At 71.5% G+C, this 22200-nt stretch carries 17 protein-coding genes and 2 pseudogenes; 8 read left to right on the forward strand and 11 right to left on the reverse strand.

The window, feature by feature from the left end; genetic code table 11:
* Nucleotides 1–407 precede the first annotated feature (407 nt).
* Nucleotides 408–2948, forward strand: a complete 2541-nt coding sequence (locus OG618_RS36525; protein WP_329491924.1) for a DUF7617 domain-containing protein — start codon at nt 408–410, stop codon at nt 2946–2948.
* Nucleotides 2949–4079: 1131 nt separating this feature from the next.
* On the opposite strand, the gene OG618_RS36530 is transcribed toward OG618_RS36525, so the two are convergent.
* Nucleotides 4080–4715 carry a TetR/AcrR family transcriptional regulator gene (locus OG618_RS36530; RefSeq protein ID WP_329491925.1) on the reverse strand — a complete coding sequence of 212 codons (636 nt, stop codon included), beginning with the start codon at nt 4713–4715 and terminating at the stop codon, nt 4080–4082.
* A 98-nt stretch (nt 4716–4813) separates the two neighbouring features.
* On the opposite strand from OG618_RS36530, the gene OG618_RS36535 reads away from it, so the two are divergent.
* Nucleotides 4814–5788, forward strand: a complete 975-nt coding sequence (locus OG618_RS36535; RefSeq protein WP_329491926.1) for a zinc-binding dehydrogenase — start codon at nt 4814–4816, stop codon at nt 5786–5788.
* Nucleotides 5789–5814: 26 nt separating this feature from the next.
* Here OG618_RS36535 and OG618_RS36540 read toward each other — a convergent pair whose 3' ends face one another.
* The gene (locus OG618_RS36540) at nt 5815–6123 is read right to left on the reverse strand and encodes a DUF7868 domain-containing protein (protein ID WP_442906916.1); all 309 of its coding nucleotides are present in this window, start codon (nt 6121–6123) and stop codon (nt 5815–5817) included.
* A gap of 412 nt (nt 6124–6535) precedes the next feature.
* Nucleotides 6536–7342 carry a class I SAM-dependent methyltransferase gene (locus OG618_RS36545; protein ID WP_329491928.1) on the reverse strand — a complete coding sequence of 269 codons (807 nt, stop codon included), beginning with the start codon at nt 7340–7342 and terminating at the stop codon, nt 6536–6538.
* Between the two features lie 269 nt (nt 7343–7611).
* On the opposite strand from OG618_RS36545, the gene OG618_RS36550 reads away from it, so the two are divergent.
* The 3 genes from OG618_RS36550 to OG618_RS36560 all read left to right on the forward strand — a co-directional run bounded on the left by OG618_RS36550 (nt 7612) and on the right by OG618_RS36560 (nt 10304).
* Nucleotides 7612–8046, forward strand: coding sequence for a hypothetical protein (locus OG618_RS36550; protein ID WP_329491929.1), 435 nt, complete (start codon nt 7612–7614; stop codon nt 8044–8046).
* Nucleotides 8047–8901: 855 nt separating this feature from the next.
* A complete protein-coding gene (locus OG618_RS36555) occupies nt 8902–9237 on the forward strand; it encodes a hypothetical protein (RefSeq protein ID WP_329491930.1) in 336 nt (111 codons plus the stop codon).
* Nucleotides 9238–10163: 926 nt separating this feature from the next.
* Nucleotides 10164–10304: a hypothetical protein gene (locus tag OG618_RS36560; protein WP_329491931.1), complete on the forward strand. Its 141-nt coding sequence runs from the start codon at nt 10164–10166 to the stop codon at nt 10302–10304.
* Nucleotides 10305–10360: 56 nt separating this feature from the next.
* On the opposite strand, the gene OG618_RS36565 is transcribed toward OG618_RS36560, so the two are convergent.
* Nucleotides 10361–11602 carry an NAD(P)/FAD-dependent oxidoreductase gene (locus tag OG618_RS36565; protein ID WP_329491932.1) on the reverse strand — a complete coding sequence of 414 codons (1242 nt, stop codon included), beginning with the start codon at nt 11600–11602 and terminating at the stop codon, nt 10361–10363.
* An 825-nt stretch (nt 11603–12427) separates the two neighbouring features.
* On the opposite strand from OG618_RS36565, the gene OG618_RS36570 reads away from it, so the two are divergent.
* A complete protein-coding gene (locus tag OG618_RS36570) occupies nt 12428–12637 on the forward strand; it encodes a hypothetical protein (protein ID WP_329491933.1) in 210 nt (69 codons plus the stop codon).
* A 297-nt stretch (nt 12638–12934) separates the two neighbouring features.
* Here the strand turns inward: OG618_RS36570 and OG618_RS36575 are convergent, their stop codons facing one another.
* Nucleotides 12935–14161: an MFS transporter gene (locus tag OG618_RS36575; protein WP_329492406.1), complete on the reverse strand. Its 1227-nt coding sequence runs from the start codon at nt 14159–14161 to the stop codon at nt 12935–12937.
* 176 nt (nt 14162–14337) lie between these two features.
* On the opposite strand from OG618_RS36575, the gene OG618_RS36580 reads away from it, so the two are divergent.
* Nucleotides 14338–14784 (forward strand): winged helix-turn-helix transcriptional regulator, encoded by a 447-nt coding sequence (locus tag OG618_RS36580; RefSeq protein ID WP_329491934.1) that lies wholly within the window; start codon nt 14338–14340, stop codon nt 14782–14784.
* 576 nt (nt 14785–15360) lie between these two features.
* Nucleotides 15361–16167 (forward strand): annotated as a pseudogene (locus tag OG618_RS36585) (IS481 family transposase); the annotation flags it as partial.
* Between the two features lie 105 nt (nt 16168–16272).
* On the opposite strand, the pseudogene OG618_RS36590 reads toward OG618_RS36585, so the two are convergent.
* The 6 genes and pseudogenes from OG618_RS36590 to OG618_RS36615 form a co-directional block, all read right to left on the reverse strand.
* Nucleotides 16273–16593, reverse strand: a pseudogene (locus OG618_RS36590) (transposase); the annotation flags it as partial.
* A 42-nt stretch (nt 16594–16635) separates the two neighbouring features.
* Entirely contained in the window at nt 16636–18201 is a 1566-nt protein-coding gene (locus OG618_RS36595; protein WP_329491935.1) for a carbamoyltransferase C-terminal domain-containing protein, read from the reverse strand.
* Nucleotides 18202–18275: 74 nt separating this feature from the next.
* Nucleotides 18276–19103 carry a histidinol-phosphatase gene (hisN, locus tag OG618_RS36600; protein ID WP_442906917.1) on the reverse strand — a complete coding sequence of 276 codons (828 nt, stop codon included), beginning with the start codon at nt 19101–19103 and terminating at the stop codon, nt 18276–18278.
* A 4-nt stretch (nt 19104–19107) separates the two neighbouring features.
* Nucleotides 19108–19797: a methyltransferase gene (locus OG618_RS36605; protein ID WP_329491937.1), complete on the reverse strand. Its 690-nt coding sequence runs from the start codon at nt 19795–19797 to the stop codon at nt 19108–19110.
* Nucleotides 19798–19828: 31 nt separating this feature from the next.
* Nucleotides 19829–21118, reverse strand: a complete 1290-nt coding sequence (locus OG618_RS36610) for a DegT/DnrJ/EryC1/StrS aminotransferase family protein (protein ID WP_329491938.1) — start codon at nt 21116–21118, stop codon at nt 19829–19831.
* A 29-nt stretch (nt 21119–21147) separates the two neighbouring features.
* On the reverse strand, nt 21148–22164 hold the full coding sequence (locus OG618_RS36615; protein ID WP_329491939.1) for a Gfo/Idh/MocA family protein: 1017 nt from the start codon (nt 22162–22164) through the stop codon (nt 21148–21150).
* Nucleotides 22165–22200 lie beyond the last annotated feature (36 nt).

Genomic DNA, 22200 nt, shown 5'->3' on the forward strand with positions numbered 1-22200 from the left:
GCACGGCACTGGCACGGTTTGCACACAATCCGCCGGAGACGGCGACGGCACCGATCATGGAACACCGGCCTGCCCGGGGCGCAGTCGGCGGTCGTCTCCGTCACTCGCCTGGCTGAGTCACGTCACCCGACGGTGTGGCGGCTCGGGCTGCGGGTGTCGTACGCCAGCGGCCCAAGGGCGGGCGGGCATCGAAGTGATGTTCGGGGACGATCGGCCCTCGGAGGTCGTGCGGACGATCGAGGGGAAAGATGTCGAGTCATATTCGTTCACTATGTGACCAATATGAAAAGTAGCTCCGGTCCATACTTACCGAACCTTTACCCTGATCGACGGACCGGACTGACGACCTGTCAGTCCGACTGCCGATCAGAGGTGGAGAACCAGTGCTGAGAAGCCCGCGTCCGCCCATGCCGATCACCGCCCGAAGCCGTCGCACCGGCCGCCGTCCGCTCGGCGCCGCCACGGCCGTCGCCGTCACCTCCGCGCTCCTGCTGCTGGGCCTGGGGGGCGTCGCCCCCGGGGCCGGCGCCAGCCCGGCCGACACCGCCGTCGGGGCGTCCGCGCTGGTGAAGACCGTGCAGAACGCCACCCACCCGGGCGCCGCCACCGCCGAGCACGGCGACACCCTGAACTGGGCCGTCACCTACCGCGGCGGCACCTCCGGCGGCGCCGCCGCCCCCGCCGTCGTCACCGACCCGATCGCGGGCGCGGGCGACTCCCAGACGTACGTACCCGGTTCGCTGAAGGTCCCGCCCGGGTGGACGCCGTCCTGGTCGACCGACGGAAGCACGTTCGGCGCCACCGACACCGGCCCCGCGACCACCGCCGTCCGGGCCGAGAACCCGGTGCTGCGCGGCGTCGGCACCGGCGTCTCCCCGCTGCTGCTCGCCCCCGTCCAGCCGACCGCGCAGTCCACCGGCGGCGACGGGTTCACCCCGATCCTGCACCGGACGGCGTCCGGCGAGATCCAGTCCTGGAACATCTACCACCACGCCGCGCGTAGCGCCCCGCAGGTGGTCTGCCTCAGCCTGACGGCCGGTCAGCCCTGCACCGGCGGCCCCTGGCCGCGGCCGCTGAACACCACCGTCGGCCCGCTCGGCAGCGGCGCCACCGGTGACATCGGCAGCCCGCTCACCCCGCAGTACGTGTTCGACCCCGCGCACCCGAACCAGGTGCTGTACCCCGCCGTCACCGCCGCCGCGGTCGGCGTCGGCTGCCTGGACCTCGACGCGCAGGCGAACTGCGGCTTCACCGCCCTCACGCCCACCGGCGGCTCGCCCAGCAGCGTCAACAACCTCGCGGGCCTGGTGCGTTCCGGCGACAACCTGTACGGCGTCGCCAGCAACGGCCGGGTGCTCTGCCTGGCGCTCGCCACCCGCACCCCGTGCGCCGGCCAACCGTACGCGCCCGTCGCCCCCGGCAACCGTGACCTGCCGAGCACGCCCACCGCGCTCTACTTCGGCGCGCTCACGGCGATCGGCGACAAGGTCTTCGTCTCCAGCTCGCCGCAGGCCGGCACCTCCACCGTCCCCGGGCCGCCCGCGCTCGGCTGCTTCGACACCGCCGCCCTCACCGCCTGTGCGGGCTGGGACACCCAGCACCCGGCCGGGCCGAACGCCAACTACTACACCTACAACGCCTACACCGCGTACGACACCGCCGGGCACCCCGACGGCGTCTGCACCAGCACCGTCGGCGGCGCGAACGTCCTGACCACCTGCTACGGCCTGGACGGCTCCGTGCACGCCGCGCCGAGCAGTCTCGGCGCGCTGGCCGGCAACGTGCTGACCTTCAACCCCGAGACCGTCACCACCGGTACCGGCACCCGCAGCTACTTCCCGATCTGGGGCGGCGGGGTGGCCGGCGCGACCGTCTGCCACGACTGGGCCACCGGCGGCCCCTGTGCGGGCTTCCCGCTCCCGGCCGGGCACCCGAGCGCCCACGGCGGCGACACCCGCGACTACGGCTACAGCTACGACTCCACGACCCGTTGCCTGATCGGCCTCGGCGACGCCGGCGTGCTGTTCTCGCTCGACCCGACGACCGGCGCCAGCCCCTGTGTGCACAGCGGCGCCTCGGTCACCCTCGAACCCGGCGACTTCTACTGCGACGGCGCGAGCGGCCACGTCCAGGGCTACGACAAGGTCCGGCTGACCGACATCGACCTCTCGCACATCACCCTGTCGGCGTCCCGGGTCCTGGTCACCGACCCCGACGGCACGCCCGTCGCGACCCCGGCGCTCGGCGCGGACGGCACGGTCGACCTGTCCGGCATCTCCGTCACCGCGCACCCGGCCCTCACCGTCACCGCGCAGCTGGTGCTGACCACCTCCGCGGACTTCACCAACGGCAACCACCCCTCCCTGGTCGTCGAGTACCGGGGTGACGGGCCGCAGGTCTGCTTCCGCACCACCGTCGCGGCCGCCTGCACCGCCACCGCCGTCACCAACACCGCGAACGGTAGCGACGCGAACGGCGCCCTCACCTCCAACACCGTCACCACCGCGGTCGCGCCCGGCACCGGCTGCCAGCCCCGGGTCACCGTGGAGAAGGAGATCTGCGGCTCCGCCAACTCCCACGACTGTCTGCCCGGCGGCCCCGGGCCCTGGGCCAAGACCAGTCCCGTGGGCCTGCTGGGCCTGTTCGGCACCGCGCACTGGCGGATCACCGTCAGCAACGCCGGACCGGTCGACGCCGCGTCCGTCACCGTCAACGACGCCAGCACGCCCGCCTGCCGGCAGGCCGCCGGCACCTTCGCCCTCGCGGCCGGCGCCAGCCGCGCCGTCTACTGCGACTCTTTGCTGCTGGCGCTCCCGCTGAAGAACACCGCCTCCGCGAGCTTCGTCGCCGCGAACGCGCCGGCCGGCACCACCCCCACCACCACCGCCCCGTCCGCGGCGGTGGCCTGCTCCCTGCTCTGCATCCTGGCGGTGCCCGGCAAGGACTGACCCGCCCCCGATCGGTACGCCCGACGCCCCGCCCCCGACCAGGTGGATTCAACAACTCGTCGCAACACGGCAGGGGTTGGGATTGTCTTCAGGTAGCTCGAAGAAGCGCTTGGCTGGGGTGTCCCAGCCAAGCGTCTTCCTGAGCCTGGGGTTGAGTAGACGCTAGGGGGCGGTATGTCCACTTCTGGATGATCTGGTGCCGCCCGTTCGTGGGCGCGGAGTCGTTCGGGCTGACGTGCACGTCGTGTGCATGATGGGGGCGGGGGAAACGGACGCCGTACTCAACGGATTCGTCCGACGGGCGGTGGGCCTTGGCCGAGCCGCTGCCCACGGCCTGGAAGCAGGAGCGGGTGTCGCGCTCGGCGACCCGGGAGCCGACCGACGCCGATCGCGCCCTGGCCGCCGCCGTCGACCCGCGCATGACGACGCCCGCGAGGGCTCCCGAGCCGGCCGCGAGAGCGGTCTTCCTCTTCGCCGACGTGCCGATCTACTCACAGCTGGCAGCCTCATGGTGGGTGAGTGGCCGGCCCGTGCCACTGCACTGCCTCGGGCAGGGCCTGGCGGATCGCCTCGCCGTAGGAGCGGGAGCCGTCGCGGCGGACGTATTCGGCCCCGGGGTGCTCGCGCAGCCACGCGACCTTCGCCTGCCTCGATCACCGTGCCGCGCCGTGCGTCGACCCGGACCATGAGCAATCTCGGCGTACTTCTACCAGCCCCGTCACCCGCGACCATCCGGTCCCGCCCCGCCCGCACTGGTATGACGCTTCCTCGGTCGAGCCGACGGTGGGCACCAAGCCCCGCCCGGCTCCCGGTGCCCACTCTCGGGTTGGGCTGCATGCCTGCTCGCTCGCTCGGCCCTGCGCGGAGCCGGCATCGCCCTCGGTCGCTCGGTCGGGTCCCGGTGCGCAGGCCGTGCTCACCGCTCTTCCCCGCCGCAGTAGTCCGACCGGTCCAGTAGCAGCCGCCGCTCTCGCGTCCCTTCGTCAGGTCCCCGGGGGAGGGTGACTCCGACGGGAGAACTCTGCCCTGGGTCCCGGTTGCCAGCACTTCTGGCTCCCTAACGGGACGTTTCGGCCAACTCCCGACGGGGCGGTGGCTGCACCGGCGCGGCGCTGGTGTCATGGCGGCTCTTCACGATCGAGGTCGGGGTCGCGGTCCGGAGCTTCCCGTTCGCGCGGCGCTACTGGCGCGGGTGCCTGGCTCGGCGTCGGCGACGCGGAGGCCGTCGATCATGAAAGCCGCGAGACGTCGTGCCGCTGCGTCGCGCGTGGAGGCGGGCGCGGCGGTCAGTCCGCGGCCGGCGAGGAGAATGACGACGAAGTCATCGAGCACGAAGTCCAAACGCAGCCGGCCCGCAGCTTGCGCGCGGCGGATGAGGGTCGAGACGGCGCGGCCCAACTCCTCGCGGTGTGACTCGAAGTCGACGATATCGGGGTGTGCCGACATGAACGCGTCCGTGAAGCCCTGGTTGCGCGCGTTGAGGAGCAGGGCGCGCTCGATGACGTCGCAGAGCCCGCGCCACGGATCCGGGTCGGCGGTGCCGTCGTAGACGATCGAGCTGCACTCGGCGAGCTCCTCCTCGAACGCCTCAAGCACCAGGTCCTGCTTCGTCGGGAACCGGCGGTAGAGGGTCGCGGGCCCCACGTCCGCACGCCGGGCGATCTGTCGCATCGTCACCCCCAGCCCGGACTCCGCGAAGAGCGACCGGGCCGCGGCGAGGACACGATCGCGGTTCTCCCTCGCGTCAACACGCAGCAGGTGAGTCATCTTTCAGGCGATCTCTCTCACAACAGCAAGTGGACGCATCCGTCCGTTACGTTCGATCGTACGGGAGTCAACCGGCCCGAACCAGTCAGGAGCGATGCATGCGAGCATTCTCGATCCGTACTTTCGGCGGCCCGGACGGCATGGAGGTCGTCGATGTCCCCGTCCCCAGCCCGAGCGCAGGTGAGGTCGTCATCCGGACCGCGGCGATCGGGGTCGGCGGAGTCGACGCGGTGATCCGGCGCGGCACGCTGGGCGCGCTCGGCCCGGCCATGCCTCGCGACGGTCTGGTGCCGGGAAGTGAGGTGGCCGGGACGGTCGCGGCCGTGGGAGCGGGTGTCGAGGCGTCGTGGCTCAACCGACGCGTCTGGGCGTTCACCGGCCTCTCCGGCGGCTACGCCGAGTACGCGGTCGCGCGGATCGCGAACGTCACGCCGCTGCCCGCCGGGCTGACGCCCGTCGATGCGGTGACACTGGGCAGCGCCGCCCCGGTGGCGCACTTCGCCCTGCAGCAGGCGCACTTCGCCGAGGGCGAGACCGTGCTGGTACGTGGCGCGGCCGGCAGCATCGGCATCGCAGCCGTCGAGATCGCGGCCCGGGCCGGTGCGCGGGCAGTCGCGGTGACCACGTCCTCATCCGAGCGGGGCGAGCGGTTGATGGAGTACGGCGCGACACACGTGCTCGACCGTGACGGGAACAGTACGCGTGGTCCCGAGCCGGCCGGCTTCGATGTGATCGTCGACATCGCCTCCGGGCCGGCGCTGCCCTCGTTCCTCGCGCGGCTCGCACCCCGTGGCCGGCTCGTGCTGGTCGGCCTCGTCGCCGGGCCGCCTCCGGCGGACTTCGGGTCGGCGCTGCTGAGCCGGTTCCGGCAGTCGCTGTCGGTCGCGACCTTCAGTCTGGACACGGTGCCGCGAGCTGACCTGGCCCGGATACGCGCCGACCAGTTGGAGGCCGCGGTGCGAGGTGACCTCAGCGCCGTCGTCCATGCCGTCCTCCCACTCGAAGCTGCGGCAGACGCCCACCGGCTGATGGATGCCGGCGAGGTCTTCGGGCGGGTCGTCCTGACACCGTGACGCACCGCCGCCCGGTGACGTGGGTTCTACTGGTGCACCAACCGGCACGATCGAGACCGTGAGCGGACCGTCCGCAGCAGCCCCTGGTCCTGGAGCCGCTGGACCTGCTCGGTGACGTCGAAGTGGATGTCGCGGCCGCCGCCGTGCTCGGGCCCGCTGTCGACCTCGGCCGCCCCGAAGAAGGAGATCCAGCCGACGAAGTAGGGGCCCTCCGGATCGAAGTCGCTGCTCGGGCCGTTGAGTAAGACGTGGAACGGCGTCCCCGGCGGCACGTCGGTGCGCACGTCGTGCACGGTGAGGACGAGGCGACGCCGGGAGCGAGGCAGGGCCAGCACGGCGGCCCTCGACTTCAGCCACGCGCGCGGCCGCGCCCACGGCGCCAGCCCCCGATGGGCGATTGGCGGCGAGCGGTGGCACGGGGATGGTCATCGCTGCTCCGGAGGGATGGGGTGGACGGCCGAGCGGATCGCCATGTCGACGCCCGACTCGGAGGTCAGGCCCTGGAGGTGGCTGGCCGCCTCCGAATCGGCGCAGCACGTCTGCGACCTCCGCAGCCCCGGAGCCTCTCAGGGTGCGCAGCCAGTTCAGGGTGGCCTGTTGCGGGGGCCGCTGGTTATGGGCCTCGTCCCAGGAGCACGGAGCGGTGGCCGCCTCCGTCAGCAGCTGAAGGTCGCCGGCGCGGCCCGCCGCCCGGGCGATACATCGACGCCGACTCACGCCCGTCCTCGGGCCGGGCGCGTCCTGTGTTCAGGCCGCGGCGCGGAAGACGTACGCCGTCATCGGGGCGGTGACTGGCCCCGGTCCCAAGCGGGCAGTCATCTCCTCGATGACAGCCGCCCGGACAACTGGTCCGTCGCCGCGCTCCTCAACGGCCGCACGCACTGGTGTCCCGGTGAGGTACCCGGTGGCAAGGTCGGCGGTCGATGCGGCCCGGCCCTGAAGCGTCAGCTCCAGCTCCTCCTCGACGGTGAACCCTGCAGCCGCCAGATCAGCGACCACGACAGCGGGGTCAGCGTAGCCATGCGGAACCGTACGGAAGAATCGCGGTGGGTCGACCGGAAGAGCCCGCTCCAGCCCTGCCTGCAGCGCGAATTCGAAGGCGTGCGTCCCGAGTGGGCCCCAGGTATTGAACAGGAACCGGCCGCCCGAGGCCAGCACCCGCCGGACCTCCGTGAAGGCCGCGACCCGGTCGGGAAAGAACATCACGCCGAACTGGCAGACTACTAGGTCAAAGCCTCCGTCTGGGAACGGCAGCCGCTGCGCGTCGGCCTGCCGCCACGCCGCGCCCGGCGCCCGGGCCGACCCGAAGGCGACCATGGCCTCGTTCAGGTCGGTAGCTGTCACTTCGGCTGACGGTGCTGTCGCGAGCAAGCTCGATGTCAACACGCCTGTCCCCGCCGCCAGTTCCAGGATCCGTCGAGGGCGGAGTGCCACCGCCCTCGCGGTCAGCTCTTCGGCGAAAGGCCGGAAGACCACCGGCACGAGGTACTGCTCATAGGCCGCCGGCATCGACTCGGACCACCGCTGGTCGGCATTGATTCCCGTCACCCTCATAACGGTAGTGCCGTGCCCGGAGAGTACGGCCCCGCCGCGCCACCATGCATCCTGGAGATAGCTCTGCCTGGCAACGCGGCAGGGCAAACGTTCTCTGGCGCGGCACTACGCCATGTCGTCAAACTGGTGCGATGCCCCAATGAGGTGCAGGACTGGCGGCGCGAAGTGCAGCAGCAGCCGCTCGCTGGCGGACCTGAGTTCAGGCGCTGAGGCGCCTGCGCGATGATCTACCCATGTTGAACGTCACAGATGCGAGTGGTGCCCGAAGCGTGGATCTCTTGCTGACCACGATGGACCGACTGCACAAGCAGCTGGACGACTTCACCACACAGCTCTACATCGCCTTCGCCTTTGGGGATGGGTCCGGGCTGGTGCCCTCCATTCGGATCGAGCAGCGCCCCGCTGGGCCGGAGTTGCTTCTCCACCACTGCATCGCCTTCTGCGCGGAGGGCGATCCGGATATCAGCGAGCTGCGGTTCTCCGCAGGTGTGGCGGTCACATCGGCAGGCTGGGTGGTGGAAGCCCTGGTGGACGTCGACCTCGATCAACCCCGAGGCGAGTTCGGTGCCGGCCTCCACACTCTCCACCTAGAGCGGAGCGATCAGTTCTCCCTCGAAGATGCCCTGGGCCGCTTGACGGAGCAGGTCGCGGCGATGTGCACGATGTGTGATATTCCGAGGCGCCTGGGCTTCGAGGTGCATTGACCACGGACATCAGCTGCGCGACCTCGCTCGGGGCGATGTGGTCAAAGGCTCACGCCCAAATGAGGAGTGAACCGCCCCGGGTTCGGTGGAGACCCGATTTTGGGTAAGGATTCGGGTCATGGCACGTCCTTCCTCCTACCCGGCTGAGCTGCGCCGTCGTGCGGTGCGCATGGCCGCCGAGGTCCTTGGTGACTACCCGAATGAGTCGGCTGAGCTGCGGGCCGCCGCGGAGAAGCCGGGCATCGGCTCCGGCCGAGACGCTGCGCAACTGGGTCCGGCGGGACCAGCTCGACTCCGGGCGGCGGCCCGGGACGACGACGGAGGAGTGCACGCGGATCCAGGCGATGAAGAAAGAGATCGCCGAGCTGAAGCGGGCGAACGAGATCCTCAAGGCCGCGGCGAGCTTCTTCGCGGTCGAGCCCGACCGGCCACACCTGCGCTCGTAGCGTTCATCGACGAGCACCGGGGCCGCTTCGGCGGTGTCGAGCCGATCTGCCGCGTGCTCTCCGAGCACGGCTGCGGCATCGCCCCATCCATCTGCTACACGTTCAACAACCTTTCGGCGTCTGCCCGTTCGCTCCGTGACACAGAACTGAGAGAACTGATCGGCAAGACCTACGAGGACAACTTCCGGGTCTGCGGCGCCCGCAAGATCTGGCGCGAGCTGAACCACCTGGGTCGTGGTGGCCCCGTGCACCGTCGAGCGGCTGATGCGCGACCTGGGCATCAGCGGAGCCGTCCGCGGCAAGCGCGTCGTCACCACGGTCTCCGACCAGTGGCGCGGGCACCCGATCTGGTCGACCGGGACTTCGTCACCTCCGCGCCGAACCGGTGCTGCGTCATGGATTTCACCACGTGGCCACGTTCGCCGGCGTGGTCTACATCGCGTTCGTCGTGAACACCTTCTCCCGCCGCATCGTCGGCTGGTCCGCCGCGACCACGAAGGAGACCCGCCTCGTGCCCGATGCCCTGGAGACGGCCCTGCGGCAGCGCGACCGTGACGGACGCCGCCCCTGCCAAACGAGTTGGTACCCCACAGCGGTGCAGGAAGTCAGGGGGGATTCAACCAGTACACGTCATTCCGCCTGGCTGAGCACCTCGACGCCGGCGGCATCGCGGCGTCGATCGGATTCGTCAGCAACCCCTGTGCCGACGCCTGCCGGCGAGCGCATGGGAGGGCCGGGTGTGTGATGCCTGACCGGGAGCGCCGCCGCGGTCGTGGACGGGGCGGGGCGTGGAGCGGCGGATGTCACTGGCGAGGTGTCTCGTCCCATGCGCGGGGCGCCGCGCCGTGATGTGGTGGTCGGCGCACGCTACGGTGGGTCACCCGAGGATCTGCCGCGTCCTCGCGGACTTCTCGGCTCCGGGCACGGCATCGGGAACGAGCGGGGAGAGGACCGGACGCTCCTGCGGCATACCGTCACCGTCGAGCAGTCACCTGTGGGCGGGCCTCCTGACCTGCCTGGGCCGGAGGATGCCTGCCTTCCGAGAGGGAACAGGAAATCTTGCGGCCATGGAGCCGCATAATGGCTTTTCATCACCCTGGCTGTGCCGAAGAATTTCCTGTTCCCGTCCTGCGGTGTGGATGGCGGCGCTGGTGGTTCGGTCGGGGCGACACGGTGCGCTGGGGACGTCGCCCGTCGTCTGCGAACGCGCCCCGGGATGATTGCCCCTCGGCTGTTGTGCGGCGCGGCCCGGCCTCCGCGATCGGTCGCCCGACGCCACGGGCTGCCCCCGGTCGTCGAGTGTCCGTGCCGGTACCGCCGCGGCGGCAGAGGTCTACTGCCACCGCCGCGGGCCCCGGTCCCGGGCGGGCGGCCCAGAGCTGCCGAACGCCCGTGCCCGCACTCCCCGGCAAGCAGTACCTGCGCGCTGTGGTGGTTCCCGGCCCGCAGCCCGGGTGTTGCCGGGTGCTGGCGGACGTGTCTCCTCCGGGGTGCTCGACGGCCGCCGCCCCGTTGCCGGGCGCCCGTCCCGGATGGGACCTGAACAGGCCGGCCGGGCCGGGACGCAATCGGGGTGCCGCGGGCCCGCTTCCGGCGGTCCGTGGTGCCGGACGGTGGAACACGGGAGGATTCGAGCGGCCGCTGGACGCGTCCGGTACGTCGTACAGGCGGATGGCGGGCCTGGAAGTTCTGGACAGCGACCTGTTCATGCCGCCGGCCGAGGAGCTGGACAAGGCCATCCGGGCGCTGCGCAAGGTCTACGTCCCCACCCGCGAGGAGGCGGACCCTCGGCGGTGTGCCGTGCGTCGCTGACGTGGGGGCGTATCGGATGGTGACCGCCTGGCCGTCTGTCACACGGGTCGACAGTCTCAGCGGCCCAGGTCCTGGAGGACCTCACGCGCCGCCCTCGTCCCGGAGGCCATCGCCCCCTGAAGCGAGCCGGTCGCCCGGTGGTCCCCGCACACGTAGCGCCCCGCGCCGAACCGGCTCGGGCGGATCAGTGGCCACGGCGCCGGCATCGCCGGCAGCGCCTCCCGCACGGTGTACGAGGCGAGGTGCTCCCAGCCCGAGGTGTCCGTCCCGTACAGCCCGGCCAGCGTGGACCGCACCTCGGCCTCCCGGTGGTCCGCCGCCCCCAGTACCGAGGTGGCGACCAGTGCCCGGCCGTCCGTCGCGTACCCCGGCGCGACCTCGCTGAGCACCACCGTGTTCAGCACGCGCCGCGCGGAGTCCACCAGCAGGGTCGGCTCGGCCAGCGGGGGCACCGGCGCCGCGTGGTACAGCGTGGTCACCGTACGGGTGGCCGGCACCGCCAGCCCCGGCAGCAGCGCCGCGGCCGCGCCCGGACCGGTGGCCACCACCACGGCCCGGGCCGGGAGTTCGGTCCCGTCGGTGAGCGCCGCCCCGGCCGCCGTCAGCTCCCGCACCGGCGTGCCGAGCCGCAGCACCCCGGCCGGCAGGCCCGCCGCGAGCTGCGCGGGCACCGCGCCGATGCCGGCGTCCGGCAGGCAGAGGGTGCCGCGCAGCATGCTGCGCCAGACCAGGTGGAAGTAGCGCGCGGAGGTCTCCAGCTCCTCCTCCAGGAAGACGCCGGACAGGAACGGCCGGAGGAAGTCCTCCACCAACGCGGGCGAGATCCCCGACGCGGCGAGCGCCGACCGGGTGGAGGTGTCCCGGCCCCGGCGGAGCAGGGCGGGCGGCAGCAGGGCGTCCCGGGCGCCGAGCAGGCCGAGCGCGGCGATGTCCCGGGCGGACCCGAGCCGGCCGGGCAGCAGGTCCGCGGCGTCCCGGGGGCGCCGGGTGGGATCGGTGAACCTGAGCCGGCCGCGCGGGGTCTGCACCAGCACACCCGGGGTGAACGGACGCAGCCGCAGGTCCGCCAGTCGCAGCCGCCGCTTCACCTGCGGGTAGGAGGTGTTGAACACCTGGAAGCCGTGGTCCAGCAGGAAGCCGGCACGCCGGTCGGTGCGCACCCGCCCCCCGACCGCCTCGGCCTGCTCCACCAGGAGCACGTCGAGGCCGGCCCCGCGCAGGTCGAGGGCGCAGGCGAGGCCGGACACCCCCGCGCCGATCACCAGGACGTCGTGTTCTCGGGTGGGCTCTGCCGGCATCTCGCGCCGCCTCTCGGGTGACCTGCTGTCAGGGGTCCGGCACCGACCCTAGATCCTGACGGCCCGCCGGGCCGGGATCAGCGCGCTGGGCCGGGTCGCTCCAGTTCGCCGACCGCCTGGCTGAGCCTGTGCGGCCCAGCGATCCGGGGCGGCGGGTCACGGCCGCTCCGGAAGTACGCGTTCTTCGGTCGAGACTCGAACCCGCATCCGCCGCGGGGCCGCCCAGGTTCCCGGGGCTGCTCGTCGAGCCGTCCCGGCCGGGACGGACCGCGCATCGGCGCGGCGCCGCCAGCCCGAACGGCTCGACCAACGCGCTGCGCGCCGACGTCCTCGGCGCGCTCGGCGTCCCCACGGTCGCCACCGCTGCCAGCTCCAGCGGTTGCCGCACCCGGGTGCGGTTTCGACAAAGCGGTGCGGCAGGCGTTCGGCGACCTCGCGCCGCACGGGCTGATCGGCTCAAGTGGTCCACGAGCGTCCGGGCTTCTGCCAAGTGCTGGGGCGGGTCGTGAGGGTGGGTCGCTCGGATATCGGAGTGGTTGTCATCGTGGTGCTGTCCTGGTGGATGTGTGGGGTGTTCGCGCGCCTGCGTGCCAGGTCCCCGGCGCTGAGCGCACGTGACGGTCGGTGTCGTCGAGGTCTTGGAAGGAACGGACGATCACGACGGTCTCCTCGGTCGGGTGCGGGTGCGGGTGCGGGTGCGGGTGCGGGTGCGGGTGTGCGCCGCAGCCGTGAGGCGACGTGTGTCGTGGGCGGGACGGCGCTGGGGCGTCGCCGTCAGCCTTGCCGCAAACCCCCAGCCGCGTCCGCTTCACCACTGCCGATCGGGTGACGGTGAAGGTCCACCACGGCTCGCTCGGTGGGGTGTGGTGGCGCCACGGCCGCGAGGGCCTGCGCCCCCTGACCGACGCGCTCGACAGCCCGGGGGACCGCGCTGTGGACGTGCGGCGGCGGGCGGAGGGTCGGGCAGAGGGGGAACGCGAGCACCCGGGGGCGATGGATCTGCTGGCGTGCGTGGACTGCGGTGCCGTCCCGTAGCAGGAGCGTGTGGGCCCACGAGGGCGGCACCTACTCGGGGCGATCAACGCGCTCACGTCGGGGTCTCCACGACGGCCCGCGTCGTGCCCACGGCGGAGGTCCACGGCATCGACTCCGGCGTGATGCGCGCCGCCGAGGGGTGAGTCCGTCGGACCGTCGCGCTGGGCCACGGCGCGGACGGGGTGAGTCGCCTGGCCGAGGCGCTCGGCCGGCGCTGATCGCCCGGCGGGGCGGACGGCGGCGCGCATCACGTCGTCCGGCCCGCCGTCCGCTTCCGAGCCGGCGCCGGACTCGTCGTCACCGCCGCTCGGCGGCAGGATCCCGGCCGGCGAGGCCGCCGCGAACCCCCGGCGCACCGTCCCCGGGCGTGCCGGGTGCTGGGATGTCGGAACGGGTGAGCGCCCAGAGCGCGAACGCGAGGCAGCTGAACGTGGCGCCCAGCGTGCAGACGGCACCCCAGCCGGCGACCGCGTAGAGGGAGGTCGCGGCGATCGCCCCGGTGGCGCTGCCGATCGAGTAGAAGACCATGTACCCGCCGATCAACCGGCTGCCCGCGTCCGGGCGCAGCGCGTAGATCAGGGTCTGGTTGGTGACGTGGACCGCCTGCACCGCGAGGTCGAGGAGGACGACACCGACCACCAGGGCCCAGAGTGAGCTTCGGGTGAAGGCCAACGGCAGCCAGGAGGCGGCGAGCAGCGCCAGGGCTATCCCGGTGGTCCGTCGGGCGAGTCCGCGGTCGTTCAGCCGGCCCGCCGCGGTCGCCGCGAGCGCGCCGACGGCTCCGACCAGTCCGAGCGCCCCGATCGCGGTGTGGGAGAGGGAGAACGGCGGGTCGCTGAGCGGCAGTGCGACGCTGCTCCACAGGGTGCTGAAGGCGGCGAAGATCAGCAGGCCGAGCAGGGCCCGGACCCGCAGGACGCGTTCCCGCGCGAACAGGGTGACCGTGGAGCGCAGCAGCTGTCCGTACCGCAGGGAGGTCGGCGGGAAGGCGCTGCGGCGCGGCAGCACCAGGTGCAGGACCAGCGCGAGCAGGGCGGTCAGCCCCGCCGAGGCGAGGTAGACGGAGCGCCAGCCGGCGAGGTCGGCGACGAGGCCGGCGGCGGTGCGGGAGAGCAGGATCCCGATGACCACGCCGCTGGTCACGAGACCGACGACCCCTCCCCGGCGGTCGGGTGGCGCCAGGGACGCCGCGAAGGCCACCAGGGTCTGGGTGACGACGGCGAGAAGCCCCATCGCGGCCGTCCCCGCGAGCAGGAGCGTCGCGGTGGGGGCGAGCGCGACCGCTGCCAGCGCCACCACTAGGAGGAGCAGTTGGGCGACGATGAGCCGTCTGCGGTCGACGACGTCACCCAGCGGTACGAGGAGGAGAAGGCCCACCCCGTAGCCGACCTGGGTGAGCGTGACGACGCCGCCGACCAGTGCCGGACTCATGGCGAGGTCGTGGCCGATGGTCGCGAGGAGCGGTTGGGCGAAGTAGACGTTGGCCACCGCCGTCCCGCAGGCCACGGCGAACAGGACGATCATCCCACGGGCCAGGGCGGGCGCGGGCCCCCCGTCGTCGCGGGCCGCGGCTTGCAGCGTCCCGGCCTCACAGTCGACGAGCATTCGACACCCTCTTCCCATCTGGTTTCAACTTGCTACCGATCGGGACCGTATCCAACGTTGGTATCATGTTGCAACCGACATGATGGGAGGACGGCATGGTGGCAAGGACACGCTTCGACGACAGCGACTGCCCCGTCGCGCGATCGGTGGACGCGATCGGCGACTGGTGGTCCCTCCTGATCGTGCGGGACGCCTTCGACGGGAGCCGTCGCTTCGGGGAGTTCCAGCGCAGCCTCGGCGTGGCGAAGAACATCCTGACCGCCCGCCTGCGGGCCCTCGTCGCCGGCGGCATCCTCGACACCGTGCCCGCCTCGGACGGAAGCGCCTACCGCGAGTACGTCCTGACCCCGAAGGGCAACGCCCTCTTCCCCGTCATCGTGGCGCTGCGGCAATGGGGCGAACAGAACTTCTTCGCCCCGGAGGAGCCGCACTCGCGGCTGGTCGACCGCCGGCACGGACAGGCCCTGCGCGCGCTCGAAGTCCGATCGGCGGACGGCCGCCGCCTGAACCCCGACGACACCACCGTCCACAAAGTGTCCTGACCGGACGGTGCGCCCAGGGCGGCAGGCCATCGACCCGGGGCGGGCTTGTCAGCGCGGTGCGGCAGGACCGCTCGCATGACCGACGGAACCGGATGGCCCGCGGAGGCTACAAGCAGCCTCCTTCGGACCGACCCGCCCCGAGTCCTCGGTGGTGGCGGCGGTCTGGCCCCATAGGTTTCGGCGGCGGGCCAGACGGCAGCGTGAGCTGCCGCTCCCGCACGCACAGCCGCGTGACGTGGGGGGCGAGGGCGGTGTCGGCCCCACGAGCCCCTGCGTCCAGCCGGCCCAGGGCGGACGCAATTTCGCGCTTCGCGGCGCGGGCCAGCGCCGTGGCACCAGGCGGTGCCACGTTTTGGCGGCTTCGACTGGTCGAGCCCGGCCTGTGGCCTGACCGGCGACAGCGGGCCAAGTCCAGGCTGCCCCGGGGGTGGGTTGGGCAGGGCCGTCCCGGTTCGCCGCGGCGCCGCGTTCGGCGGGCGAGTTCGACGGTGATGGGCTCGTCGGGGCAGGTAGTGGCGAGGTGGGTCAGGACGGTCTTCTCGTGGGGGTCGGTGGTGAGGGACCAGCGGGGTTGCGCTCGGTGAGGCCGGCATGACCGACCGCTCCAGCCGCCCGCACTGCAGCCCGCACTGCAGCCCCCGCCGGACCCCGACCCGCACCGAACGGCGGATCGTCAAGGTCCGCGTCCTGCGCCGCTGGGGACCGGCCCGCATCGCCTACCTGCTGCGGCTCAACCCGGCCACCGTGCACCGGGTCCTGACCCGCTACCGGCTCGCCCGACTCGCGCACCTCGACCGCGCCACCGCCCGCCCGGTGCGGCGCTACGAACGCGCCGCACCGGGCGAGCTGGTCCACGTCGACATCAAGAAGCTCGGCGACATCCCCGACGGCGGCGGCCACAGGTCCCTGGGCCGCCAGGCCGGCCGCAGGACCCGCTCCGGGGCCGGATACAGCTACCTGCACAACGCCGTCGACGACCACTCCCGCCTCGCCTACAGCGAGATCCTCCACGACGAACGCAAGGAGACCGCCGCCGCATTCTGGGCCCGGGCGAACGAATTCTTCGCCCGGGCCGGGATCACCGTCCAGCGGGTGCTGACCGACAACGGCGCCTGCTACAAGTCACACGCCTGGCGTGATGCCCTCGCCGCCGAGGGCATCACGCACAAACGCACCCGGCCCTACCGGCCGCAGACCAACGGCAAGGTCGAACGCTTCAACCGCACCCTGCTCGACGAATGGGCCTACGCCCGGCCCTACCGCACCGAACAGGAACGCGGCGACGCCTACCCCGACTGGCTCCACACCTACAATCACCACCGCGGACACACCGCACTCGCAGGCAAGCCACCCGCCAGCCGCATCCCCAACCTCACGGGACAGATCAGGCCGCCCCGAGAGCGTCCGAGGCCGTGGTCGTCCGGCTCGGTGTCGATACCGCCCGGCGGCTCGCGCTGCAGATCCCTTTTTGCGCGCGCCGGCCGCGTGCTGATGGGCACGGCAGATGGTCGAGTCCACGCTGACATCCCAAGTGATCAGGCCTTTCGCGTCGGCCTGGACCTGCAGTTGCTCGAGGATCCGCTTCCAAGTGCCGTCGCGCTGCCACCGGCGGAACAGGTCGTAGACCCGGTCCCAGGGACCGTACCGCTCGGGGACGTCTCGCCAGGGCGTGCCAGCCCGGGTCCGCCACCGCATCCCGTCGATCAGCTGCCGACGCGTCCACGTTCGCGGCCTCCCCGGCTTCTTCCCCGTCGGCAGCAACGGCTCCAGCCGAGCCCACTGCAGGTCCGTCAGATCCCCTCGCGCCACATCATGATCATCGCAAGTCAAGATCCACTTTCGCAACAGGCCCTAGCGTCGCGGTGTGACGAAGACGTCGTTCACGACGTACCCGTCCAGTCCGTGCAGCTCGCCGTAGGCGATCAGGTCGCTGCTCCGGTTGATGAACCCGCGTCCCGAATAGTTGAGCGAAGTGTTGCAGAGGACGCTGAATCCGGTGAGTTCGCCGAAGGCGGTCAGCAGTGCACCCATGGCCGGGTTCGCGGTCGGGTCGACGGTCTGGGTGCGGGCCGTTCCGTCGACGTGGGTCACCGCGCGCAGGTCGGCGGATTCGACCCGGCTGAAGTACAGCATGTAGGGGTCGGGGAGACCACCGCCGAACCAGCGGCCCGCTTCCTGCTCCAGGCAGATCGGGGCGATGGGGCGGTAGCTTTCGCGCTGTTTGATCCTGTTGAGCCTGACCGTGGTCTCCTCGGTGAAGGGAGCGGCCAGGATCGACCGGTTCCCGAGGGCGCGGGGGCCGATCTCCCAGCGGCCCCGCGCCCAGCCGATGATCTTCCCGTCGCGGAGGTGGCGGGCGACCTCGCCGTGGTCCAGCGGGCGGATCTCGTAGCGCTGCGGGTCGAACTCGATGTCCTCCACGAATTCGCCGCCCGCGTAGACGTCCCACTCCAGGTCGGCCGACCCGGTGTAGAAGTGCTGGGCGTCGATGGCGGTGCCGATCGCGGAGCCGCTGTCGTTGGGACACGGCGGAACGAAGACCGCGGGGAAGAGCCCGCACTCGCGCCAGCGCCGGTTCCACTCGCAGTTGAGCCCGCAGCCCCCGGAGATGAGCAGCGGGAATCCCTCGGTCAGGTACTCCCGGGCGTACGCGTGGAAGCGGTCGAAGATGGCGTCCGAGAGCCGGGCCGCCAGGTTCTTGTACGCGCTCGATTCCACACCGACGTTGTGGAAGGGGGAATCGGTCATCCGGTCCTTCAGGCTTCCGGTGATGACCTCCTTCTGGCCGAGGACGAAGTCGATGACGTCCTGTTCCGCCCGGGTCGCCGGCCGGTTCTCGGCGAATCCGGCCAGGGCCATCTGCTTCCCCGCGTCCTGGAACCGGACGAACTCCTGGTGCGGACTGAACTTCGGGTCGGCGAGCGCGAAGCCGTAGGAGTACTTGTTGCCCGGGTAGTTGAGCACCTCCTTGAGATGGGTCACCTTCCCGTGCTGGTCGATCCGGTAGAACGAGCCGATGTTCCCCTCCCAGACCAGGCTGTAGAAGGGCTGGTCCCGGCGGAGTGCCGACATGCCGTAGGACGTCATGATGTGGGAGCGCTCATGGGTGGACGAGAAGACGCGCACGGCCTTGCCGAAGAACCGGCCGGCCTCGTCCGTGATCGCGGCTGCGCCCACACCGAAGTACCCTGCGCGCGAAGCCTGGTCGGTGCACTGGGTTCCCTTGATCCAGCCGCTCACGGCGACGACGTCGGGCTGCCTGTCCAGCCGGTCCGCCGCCGTCGCGAACAGTTCGGCCGTCGGATTGCTGTAGCGGAGGAACGAGTCCTTCTCCGCCTCCAGGGAGAAGAGCAGCCTGCCGTCGTCGACGGCCGCGATCGCCCCGTCATGGCCTTCCTTGAGGGAAAGAATCAGCATGATGGTCCGTTTCTCGGTGGGTTCCGCGTCCGACGGTTCGGGGCGGTTTCAGGGGCCGACGGTTCGGGGCGGGCTCAGGGTCCTGGCGGCCCGGATGCTGCGCGCGGCGCCGAGAGAGCCTTCAGGGCGAGCCGGTGCAACCGCGGGTTGGCGGACAGGGCGCCGGTGCCGTTCCGGGGCGAGGCGCCCAGGAGGTCGGTGCAGAGGCCGCCGGCCTCCTCCACCAGAACCTGTACCGCGGCGATGTCCCAGGGGTTGACGACCGGTTCGGCCGCGATGTCGAGCGTTCCTTCGGCGACCATGCAGTGCTGGAGGAAGTCGCCGAAGGCACGGTCCTCCCAGCAGGCTTCGGCCAGGCGCAGATAGGCCGCACGTGAGTGGAAGACGTCCCAGGTCCGGGTGCTGGTGGTGGAGAGGTACGCCTGGTCGAGGCGGGTGCGGCCGGAGACCCCCAGGTGCACGGGGGTGGTGCCGGCCGGTCCCCGGCGCAGCCAGGCGCCCCGGTCCGCCGCTGCCCACCAGCGGCTGTGCAGGGCGGGGGCGCTGATCACGCCGACGGTGGGGCGACCGTCCTCCAGCAGGGCGATCAAGGTGGCCCAGACCGGTACGCCGCGCAGGAAGTTCTTGGTGCCGTCGATGGGGTCGACCAGCCAGGTGCGCCCGGCGGAGACGGAGCCGCCGGTCTCCTCCCCGGCGAACGCGTCGTCGGGGCGGGCGGACCGCAGTTCCTCGCGGACGGCCGTCTCGACGGCGGTGTCCGCGTCGGTCACGGGTGTACGGTCCGGCTTCTCCCGGACCCGCAGGTCGAGGGCGTGGAAGCGGCGGACGGTGAGCCCGTCGGCGAGGTCGCCCAGACGGAGGGCCAGTTCGAGATCGTCCTCCGGTGGCACGGGCGGCGTCACCGGATCACCTCGTCCGCAGTTCGAGCAGGTGGTACTCCATGACGCCCACTTCCTCGATCCGGCGGACCTTGCGCAGCATGTCGATCCGCAGGCCGACCGCACCGGCGAGCACGTCGAGCCGTTCACGGTCCCCGAGGTGGGCTGTGCCCAGCAGCAGCCGGCCGCCGTCGGTCAGGTACTCGTGCGCTCCGGCGAGGTAGCGGGCCTGACCCCGGTAGCCCGGGTCGAAGACGGCGGAGTGGATGTCGCTGGAGAGGGCGAAGCCGTCCTCCACATAGGTCCAGGGCACGTTCCAGAAGATCGTGTCGAAGCGGCTCAGGGGATCGAGCGCCGCGTACATGTCGCTGTGGAGGACGCGGACCCGGTCGCCCACACCGTGCCGCTCGGCGTTGGCGACGGTATTGGCCACGGCCTTCTCGTTGATGTCCAGCGCGGTGACGGAGGCACAGCCGCTGAGTGCGGCGGTGACGGCGATGACGCCCGTACCGCAGCCGACCTCCAGGAACGAGCCGTCCCGGGGATAGGGCACCACCGAGGCCATCACCTCGGTGGCCGCGCTCAGCGTGCTGGGCCAGACACCCCGGTGCAGGCTCCATTCCCGTCCCAGCAGGGTGAAGGTGTCCGGCAGGTCGTCACCGGCGAGAGCGTGCTGCAGGGCCCTCGCGACGTCCTCCGGCGACTCTTCGACAGTCATGCCCACTCCCTCTTCGGTGGTGCGGTTCCGGTCATCGGGGCAGCTCGGCGGCGTACCGGACCAGCGCTTCGCGGTGACGGCCGATCTTGCGGAACGCCTCGGCGTACTGGTCGATGAGCGCCTTGTCGTCGGGCCAGGCGGTGAAGGTCGGCAGGGAGAGCGCGTGCTGCTCGACGTGCTCGGCCTGCGAGTCGGCCCCCGGCGTGGTGGCCTTCTTCGGGACTCCGGGGAAGAGGGGGTTCTCGGGGCGGGCGTAGAGCGGCAGGGTGGACAGCCGGGGGCCGGAGGGGGCGCCGACCTCCATGCCCTCGGCGCGCAGCGCCCGGATGAGCACCGAGCGCGGTACGCCACCCAGTGCCTGGGGCCGGTAGAGCGGCTTGTAGCCGTACCAGGCGCCCATGTCGACGTGGTCGGCGACATGGACCCGCTGCAGGTACTCCACGTCGGAGAGTTGCTCGCCGAGGTGCCGCAGGCACCGGTGCCGGGCCTCCTTGCGGGCGGGGAAGGCGGCGAGGGCATGCCGGGCGACGATGGCGTTGAACGGTGACATGCGCAGCTTGAGTCCGAAGCCCGTGACCCAGTGGGCCCGCAGGTCCTCGTCGAGGACGGAGTCCCGGGAGCGGTCCCGGTAGTGCCCGAGGAGGGTGGCGCGGTCCTGGATCCCGGGGTCGCTGGTGACGAGGATGCCGCCTTCTCCGGCGTAGACGGCCTTGTTGGCCTGGAGGGAGAAGACGGCGGCGTCGCCGAAGGTGCCGACCGGCCGGCCCTTGTAGCGGCTGCCGTGGGCGTGGGAGCAGTCCTCCAGGACACGCAGCCCGTGCCGTTCGGCGATCGACAGGATCGCGTCCATGTCGCAGGGGTGGCCCCACTGGTGGACGACGGTGACGACCTTGGTGTGTTCGGTCAGCGCGGCCTGGAGTGCCTTGGGGTCCAGGCCCCGGGTGTCGGGGTCGATGTCGGCGAGGACCACGTCACCGCGCAGCGCGAAGACGGGGCTCAGCGCGGCGTGGTAGGTGAGCGCCGGTCCCACGACGTCCACCCCCTCGCGTACGCCGAGGGCGAAGTAGGCGGCGAGGAGCGCGCTGGTGCCGGAGTTGAAGGTGACCGCGTAGCGGGCGCCGCCGTTCAGGAAGGCGAGGAAGTCGGCTTCGAGCCGGCCGATGGGGCCGCTGTTGCCCTTGATGGAGATGTCGGTGTTCCGCTGCGCGGCCAGCTCGGACAGCTCCGCCTCGTCCGCGGGGGGCGGCCACACCTCGTGGGGCAGCGGCCGCGAGATGGCGGGTGCGCCCCCGAGAAGGGCGAGCCGTTCGTCGGTGCTCATGTGCTCTCTTCCTGTCCGTGCGGGGTGGGTCAGGCGCATCGGTCGGTGAGTCCGCTCGTCCCGCCCGACCGGGCCCGGTAGATTCCGTCGATCGTGCGGACGGTGGCGAGTTGACGCAGGAGGTGGTCCCGGCGGTAGTCGCGGTCCTCCAGGCGGTCCAGATAGTGGCTGAACATGGAGCGCGTGATGTCGGTCCTGGATCCTTCCGGGGCGTAGCGTTCCAACTGGGCCCCTCCGACGGCGTGCAGGGTGGCCGCCCCGGGGGCGACGTTCAACGCGCCTTCCGAACCGAGCACGCAGAGCTGTTCGGTCTTCGCGAGGCTGTGGCGCGAGATGCGCAGCGAGCCCGCCAGCCCCCTCGACGGGTAGCTGCACAGGAGGGCGACCAGGTCCTCCAGTCGGCGGTCCCGGGTCTCCTGGTACTGGTGCACGAAGGCTGAGTGCACCCGGGGGGTTTCGGGGAACATCCCGTTGAGCACGTCGACGAGGTGGTAGCCCATGTCGAGGAGCACACCGCCCCTTGCCTGCTCGCGGGACGCGCGCCAACCCGTGGTCGGACGGGCCAGGTTGAAGTGGTAGTCGTAGGAGAACCAGTAGGGCCTCCCGATCCGCGGGAGGTTGTCCCGGGCGAACCGGAACACCGGGTCGAAGTTCCGTTGCAGCAGGGTGAAGATGCTGCGGTCGGCCTGCTGCGCGAGTTGTATCAGCTGGCGCGCTTCGGGTTCGGTGACCGCGAACGGCTTCTCCTTGATGACGTGCCTGCCGTGCGCCAGCAGCCGCGTACAGACCGGGAAATGCTCGCCGTGCGGCACGGTGACCACTGCGGCGTCGAAGTCGACGGCTTTCAGTGCGTCGTCGAGGCTCCCGTAGTACGGGAATCCCCATTCGTCGGCGAGTGGCACGGCGGGCGGGGCGGAGTCGACGCCGCCGACGATATCGGCAATCTCCTGTACGATCGGCAGGTACTCCCTTCCTTGGTGCCCGGCAAATCCGATCACCAGCACTCGTGGTCGCGGACGGATGCCCTTCAGCCTGTCGCCGGGCATGCAGAATATTCCCCTCGCAGAACACCGCTCGACGAT

It is taken from the genome of Kitasatospora sp. NBC_01246, assembly GCF_036226505.1.
Taxonomy (GTDB): domain Bacteria; phylum Actinomycetota; class Actinomycetes; order Streptomycetales; family Streptomycetaceae; genus Kitasatospora.

Bases quoted from the DNA above. Each gene is read 5' to 3' on its own strand.
- OG618_RS36525 (WP_329491924.1), top strand. From the start codon at position 408: ATGCCGATCACCGCCCGAAGCCGTCGCACCGGCCGCCGTCCGCTCGGC.
- OG618_RS36575 (WP_329492406.1), bottom strand. From the start codon at position 14,161: ATGATCGTCCTGTTCGCCGTGGCCTGCGGGACGGCGGTGGCCAACGTC.
- OG618_RS36615 (WP_329491939.1), bottom strand. From the start codon at position 22,164: ATGCCCGGCGACAGGCTGAAGGGCATCCGTCCGCGACCACGAGTGCTG.
- OG618_RS36530 (WP_329491925.1), bottom strand. From the start codon at position 4,715: ATGACTCACCTGCTGCGTGTTGACGCGAGGGAGAACCGCGATCGTGTC.
- OG618_RS36565 (WP_329491932.1), bottom strand. From the start codon at position 11,602: ATGCCGGCAGAGCCCACCCGAGAACACGACGTCCTGGTGATCGGCGCG.
- OG618_RS36605 (WP_329491937.1), bottom strand. From the start codon at position 19,797: ATGACTGTCGAAGAGTCGCCGGAGGACGTCGCGAGGGCCCTGCAGCAC.
- OG618_RS36560 (WP_329491931.1), top strand. From the start codon at position 10,164: ATGGCGGGCCTGGAAGTTCTGGACAGCGACCTGTTCATGCCGCCGGCC.
- OG618_RS36545 (WP_329491928.1), bottom strand. From the start codon at position 7,342: ATGAGGGTGACGGGAATCAATGCCGACCAGCGGTGGTCCGAGTCGATG.
- OG618_RS36595 (WP_329491935.1), bottom strand. From the start codon at position 18,201: ATGCTGATTCTTTCCCTCAAGGAAGGCCATGACGGGGCGATCGCGGCC.
- OG618_RS36580 (WP_329491934.1), top strand. From the start codon at position 14,338: ATGGTGGCAAGGACACGCTTCGACGACAGCGACTGCCCCGTCGCGCGA.
- OG618_RS36535 (WP_329491926.1), top strand. From the start codon at position 4,814: ATGCGAGCATTCTCGATCCGTACTTTCGGCGGCCCGGACGGCATGGAG.
- OG618_RS36610 (WP_329491938.1), bottom strand. From the start codon at position 21,118: ATGAGCACCGACGAACGGCTCGCCCTTCTCGGGGGCGCACCCGCCATC.